At 38.7% G+C, this 881-nt stretch carries 1 pseudogene; it reads left to right on the plus strand.

Annotated features, from left to right (window positions below):
* The first annotated feature begins 17 nt into the window (after positions 1-17).
* A pseudogene (locus tag BKO01S_RS24155) lies at positions 18-800 on the plus strand (transposase).
* Positions 801-881: the final 81 nt, after the last annotated feature.

Genomic DNA, 881 nt, shown 5'->3' on the forward strand with positions numbered 1-881 from the left:
CCTAGAGGTGACCAACCATGATGACAAAAAATCAGTTTAATGAACGTGAACAATTAGAAATGCTAGCTATTGGATCAATTAGTTCCACAAGATCATTTAGTTCGCAAGCAGAGTCAGCTATTGATTTTTCATATCTATCTGTTGGTGAAAGACCTTTATTCGGAGGTAGGACGTCCAAGTATTGATCCAATCGTTTTATTTATAATGGTGTTTATACAATACATATTTGGGATTCGTTCCATGCGTCAAACCATAAAAGAGATTGAAACCAATGTGGCTTATCGATGGTTTTTAGGATTTGGCTTCTATACAGAAGTGCCTCACTTCTCTACCTTCGGTAAAAATTATAAACGTCGTTATCATGAATCCATCTTCAAAAAACAAGATTATGTGTATGACGAGTATTTTGATTGCTATCTATGTCCGCAAGGGCAACCGTTAAAGTATACCACTACCACGAAGGAAGGATATCGACAATATAAATCAAACCCAGTGTTTGTGCAGATTGTCCATTTCTATCCCAATGTACAGAAAGTAAAAATCACCAAAAACTGATTCAGCGACACATCTGGGAAGCATATGTAGAAGAGGCAGAGCACCTGCGTCACTCTGTTGAAATAAAACAAATATATGCAAAATGCAAAGAGACAATTGAACGTGTATTTGCTGATGCGAAGGAAAAGCATGGTATGCAATGGACAACCTTACGAGGTCTTATAAAATTGTCCGTGCAGGCGATGCTTACTTTTGCTGCCATGAATTTAAAGAAACTGGCAACTTGGACTTGGCAAGGTGCTTGACTTTGACTCTAAACGGGTTTTGAGTCAACGTTTTAAGAATATACCTGTTGATTGGAGCGGAGGGTGCTTGACTCCTGGGGG

Source organism: Robertmurraya korlensis NBRC 107688, from assembly GCF_001591645.1.
Taxonomy (GTDB): domain Bacteria; phylum Bacillota; class Bacilli; order Bacillales; family Cytobacillaceae; genus Robertmurraya_A.